This window comes from Streptococcus pseudopneumoniae, from assembly GCF_038148935.1.
GTDB classification, from domain to species: Bacteria; Bacillota; Bacilli; order Lactobacillales; family Streptococcaceae; genus Streptococcus; species Streptococcus pseudopneumoniae_U.
Map to the genome: position 1 here is coordinate 1 of NZ_JBBJZX010000115.1, position 4,497 is coordinate 4,497.

The 4,497-nt window shown below is 35.0% G+C and carries 4 protein-coding genes; all 4 read left to right on the forward strand.

Going from position 1 to position 4,497, the window contains the following annotated elements:
- Positions 1-432 precede the first annotated feature (432 nt).
- Positions 433-1,086, forward strand: coding sequence for a two-component system response regulator RR06 (rr06, locus tag WKI42_RS09500; protein ID WP_050112022.1), 654 nt, complete (start codon positions 433-435; stop codon positions 1,084-1,086).
- A complete protein-coding gene (locus WKI42_RS09505; RefSeq protein ID WP_175880397.1) occupies positions 1,083-2,426 on the forward strand; it encodes a HAMP domain-containing sensor histidine kinase in 1,344 nt (447 codons plus the stop codon). Before rr06 ends, WKI42_RS09505 begins: the two co-directional genes overlap by 4 nt.
- Before the next feature lie 167 nt (positions 2,427-2,593).
- Positions 2,594-3,121 carry an isoprenylcysteine carboxyl methyltransferase family protein gene (locus WKI42_RS09510; RefSeq protein WP_050112024.1) on the forward strand — a complete coding sequence of 176 codons (528 nt, stop codon included), beginning with the start codon at positions 2,594-2,596 and terminating at the stop codon, positions 3,119-3,121.
- Between the two features lie 76 nt (positions 3,122-3,197).
- The coding region (locus tag WKI42_RS09515) for an RICH domain-containing protein (protein ID WP_368081796.1) at positions 3,198-4,497 on the forward strand (1,300 nt) is incomplete at its 3' end.

Below are 4,497 nucleotides of genomic sequence, written 5' to 3' on the forward strand. Positions count from 1 at the left end.
AAAACACTGTTTTGAGGTTGCAGATAGAGCTGACGTGGTTTGAAGAGATTTTCGAAGAGTATGAAACTAAAACCTATAGCTTCTAAAGGATCCGTGGTTTTCACTATTCAACCCAAAATTCATATGTTTATTACCCTCCATCGTATTTGTCTTAGAGCGTGTGTAGTAGAAAAAGAGCAGTCTTATCTGAAATTTTTATCCTTTCAAAAGAGACCTGTTTCTTTTTTGCCTGTCAAATCCGTTCTAGCTGGTATTTGAAAAATCAAACTAAGCTGCAAGATGAATGATTTTCTTGTATTGACGTTGTTGTTGACAACAAGTAGCGGATAAATGAAATCCATTCCATTATCATAGATGATAGGCTGGTAGGAAATTTTCAAATAACATACAGGGAATAGATGTGTGAAGTTCCGGTAGTAGAAAGGGAGAAAGATGAACATTTTAGTTGCAGATGACGAGGAAATGATTAGAGAAGGAATTGCAGCATTTCTGACAGAAGAGGGTTATCACGTCATTATGGCTAAGGATGGACAAGAGGCCTTGGAAAAATTTCAGGATCTCCCTATCCATCTCATGGTACTGGATTTAATGATGCCTAGGAAGAGTGGTTTTGAAGTGTTAAAAGAAATCAATCAAGAGCACGATATTCCTGTCATCGTCTTGAGTGCTCTAGGAGATGAAACTACTCAGTCACAGGTATTTGATCTCTATGCTGATGATCATGTGACAAAGCCTTTTTCTTTGGTACTGCTTGCCAAGCGTATTAAAGCGCTTATCAGACGTTACTACGTCATAGAGGATCTTTGGCAATATCAGGATGCAACAGTGGATTTTACCTCTTACAAAGCACATTATAAAAATGAAGAAATTGATCTCAAACCAAAGGAATTATTGGTACTAAAGTGTTTGATTCAACATAAAAATCAAGTTTTAAGTAGAGAGCAGATATTGGAAGAAATTTCAAAAGATGTAGCTGATTTACCTTGTGATAGGGTCGTTGATGTCTATATTCGTACTCTTCGCAAAAAATTAGCTTTAGATTGCATTGTGACTGTGAAAAATGTTGGGTATAAGATTAGCTTATGATAAAAAATCCTAAATTATTAACCAAGTCTTTTTTAAGAAGTTTTGCAATTCTAGGTGGTGTTGGTCTAGTCATTCATATAGCTATTTATTTGACCTTTCCTTTTTATTATATTCAATTGGAGGGGGAAAAGTTTAATGAGAGTGCAAGAGTGTTTACGGAGTATTTAAAGACTAAGACAGCTGATGAAATTCCAAGCTTACTCCAGTCTTATTCAAAGTCCTTGACCATATCTGCTCACCTTAAAAGAGATATCTTAGATAAGCGGCTCCCTCTTGTGCATGACTTAGATATTAAAGATGGAGAGCTATCAAATTATATCGTGATGTTAGATATGCCCGTTAGTACAGCAGATGGTAAACAGGTAACGGTGCAGTTTGTGCAGGGAGTGGATATCTACAAAGAAGCAAAGAATATTTTGCTTTTGTATCTCCCATATACATTTTTGGTTACAATTGCTTTTTCCTTTGTTTTTTCTTATTTTTATACGAAACGCTTGCTCAATCCTCTTTTTTACATTTCAGAAGTGACTAGTAAGATGCAAGATTTGGATGACAATATTCGTTTTGATGAAAGCAGAAAAGATGAAGTTGGTGAAGTTGGAAAACAGATTAATGGTGTGTATGAGCACTTGTTGAAGGTTATTCATGAGTTGGAAAATCGTAATGAGCAAATTGTAAAATTGCAAAATCAAAAGGTCTCCTTTGTCCGTGGAGCATCACATGAATTAAAGACACCTCTAGCTACTCTCAGGATTATCTTAGAAAATATGCAATATAATGTGGGGGATTATAAGGATCATCCTAAGTATCTTGAAAAGAGTATTGATAAAATCGATCAGATGAGTTTCTTGCTAGAGGAAGTGTTGGAATCTTCTAAATTTCAAGAATGGACAGAGTGCAGTGAGATTTTAATAGTAAATACCGTTTTGACAGATGTTTTGTCTCGATATCAGGAATTGGCATTTTCTAAAAATCTTGTGATTGATAATCAGTTGACTACTGATACAAAAGTAAGGATGAGCTTGAAGGCTTTGGATAAAGTCTTGACAAATCTTATCAGTAATGCTATCAAGTACTCAGATCAATCTGGCATTGTGACTATTTCTGAGCAAGATGGTTATCTTTCTATTAGGAATACATGTGCTCCGTTGAATCAGGAAGAGTTAGAACATTTATTTGATATTTTTTACCATTCACAAATTGTAACAGACAGAGAAACAGGATCAGGATTGGGTCTTTATATTGTTAAGAATATCTTAGAGAGTCATCGTATGTCCTATAGTTTCTTGCCTTATGAACAAGGGATGGAATTTAAAATCTGCTTGTTACCAGATAGTTAGCTTTAGTAAGACTCTTTTCTTACTTGAGGATAATTTAAGGAAGCATAGTTTGAATGGTAGTGATAGAGTAAATCAAAGAACGGAATCAGTTTTCGTTCTTTTTCTTTTCCAATTCATATTGGGTTAACATAGAGATGTTACAGTAGTGGTAAAGAAAGGGGATTGTGATGATAGCAATAATCATTATCTGTGTATTTTTAATTCGCTTGTTGTTCCTAAAGAAATCAATTGCAAATGAAAAACGGCTTCGTAGGGATGGTGGGCGAGAATTTGGCATTAAAAATACCAAACGTCTTACCTTGGTTCATATTGTTTTTTATCTGGCTTGTTTTATGGAAGCCCTAGTCTATCGACCGTCTTTCAATATGATGAGTGTTGTGGGTTTGGTGCTCCTGATATTTTCTATGTTGATGTTGCTACTTGTTATTCATCTGCTTGGGGATATTTGGACAGTCAAGTTGATGTTGGCACCAAATCATAAGTTTGTGGATCATGTCTTATTTAGGACAGTAAAACATCCCAATTACTTTTTAAATATCCTTCCTGAGTTGATTGGCTTAACCTTGCTGAGTCATGCCTATATGACTTTTGTTTTAGTTTTTCCAGTTTATGCAGTTATTTTGTATCGACGAATAGCTGAAGAGGAAAAGTTATTACATGAAGTTATAATCCCAAATGGAAGCATAAAGAGATAAATACAAGATTCAATTCATATACAGTTCATATTGAAATGATATAGTAGTGTTAAGAAAAATATTGGAGGAAATAATTATGTTTGCATCAAAAAGTGAAAGAAAAGTACGTTATTCAATTCGTAAATTTAGTATTGGAGTAGCTAGTGTAGTAGTTGCTAGTCTGTTCTTAGGAGGAGTAGTCCATGCACAAGGGGTTGGAGGTGGAAATAGCCCCATGGTTACATCTAGTGGGCAAGATAGGTTGAAGGAATATAGACAGCAGTTGATAAAAGAGTTGGAAGATACGGATTTATCTAGTAGTCGAAAAACTTATTACCAAAAACAAATTGAAACAGAGACAGATGCTTCAAAGTTGACGGAACTAGGGAATAATTTTCATAATGAAAGTCGGATAGATCATGATCAAGCTGTTGACCAAGCTAGCACTAGTTTGTCTATGTATATGACTAACCTTCTAAATGAATTAGATAGTTCTGCTTCTGGATTTGAAGGGGTTCTCAAGCAAGCTATGGAAATTGTAAAAGAGTATCAACGTAAATTTGGTGAAGATCACAATAGAAAAGAAATAGAGCAACTGCAACAAGAGGGGCAAACGAAGCTAGATAAGTTGGTAGAGGACTTTAAGAATAGTTTATCAAATCAACAAAGTGAACCATCAGGAAATTCTAATTCTTCTAATGGTAGAGGTGATACGACTAAGCCTGCGAATCAAGGATTAGATTCTGATTCACCTTCTGGAAAAGAACATAATAATCCAACTCCACCAAAAGTAGAAAATCAAGGAGGAAATATAGTTTCTACTGAAAAAACTACGGAGACAAATCTTAAAGAAGCTAAAGAAACTGCTAAAACAACTTTGGATAATTATATGCTTACTCGTTTAAAACGGGAAAATGGAGGAGCTTTTTGGTTTGGAGAACTTTTAAAAGAATCCAAAGAATCTGTAGAGAAGTATAAAAAGATGTTTGATGAGGCTTCGAGTAAAGAAAGAGTGGAGACCTTGGTGAAAGAAGCTGAACAGGAGATAGAAGCTCTAGTCGTTAAACATAAGGGACGAGAAATCGGCTTAGAGCGAGATAAGGCAAAGGAAGAGGTCACTAAACATCTAACAGGTTTATTGGATGACATCAAGAAAAATTTAGAAAAAGAGCAACATATCAATACTGTAGAGCTAATTAAAACGCTAAAAGATATTGAAAAAACGTATTTGCATAAATTAGATGAATCAACCCAAAAAGCCCAACTAAAGAAACTGGTGGCAGAAAGTCGATCAAAACTAGATGAAGCTTTGTCTAACTTTAAAAAGAGCTTATCTTCTTCGTCAAATTCAGGATCCTCCACTAAACCAGAAACTCCAGAAAAACCAGAGAAACCTA

Coding starts and splice junctions, on each gene's coding strand:
- rr06 (WP_050112022.1), top strand. CDS start 433: ATGAACATTTTAGTTGCAGATGACGAGGAAATGATTAGAGAAGGAATT.
- WKI42_RS09510 (WP_050112024.1), top strand. CDS start 2,594: ATGATAGCAATAATCATTATCTGTGTATTTTTAATTCGCTTGTTGTTC.
- WKI42_RS09505 (WP_175880397.1), top strand. CDS start 1,083: ATGATAAAAAATCCTAAATTATTAACCAAGTCTTTTTTAAGAAGTTTT.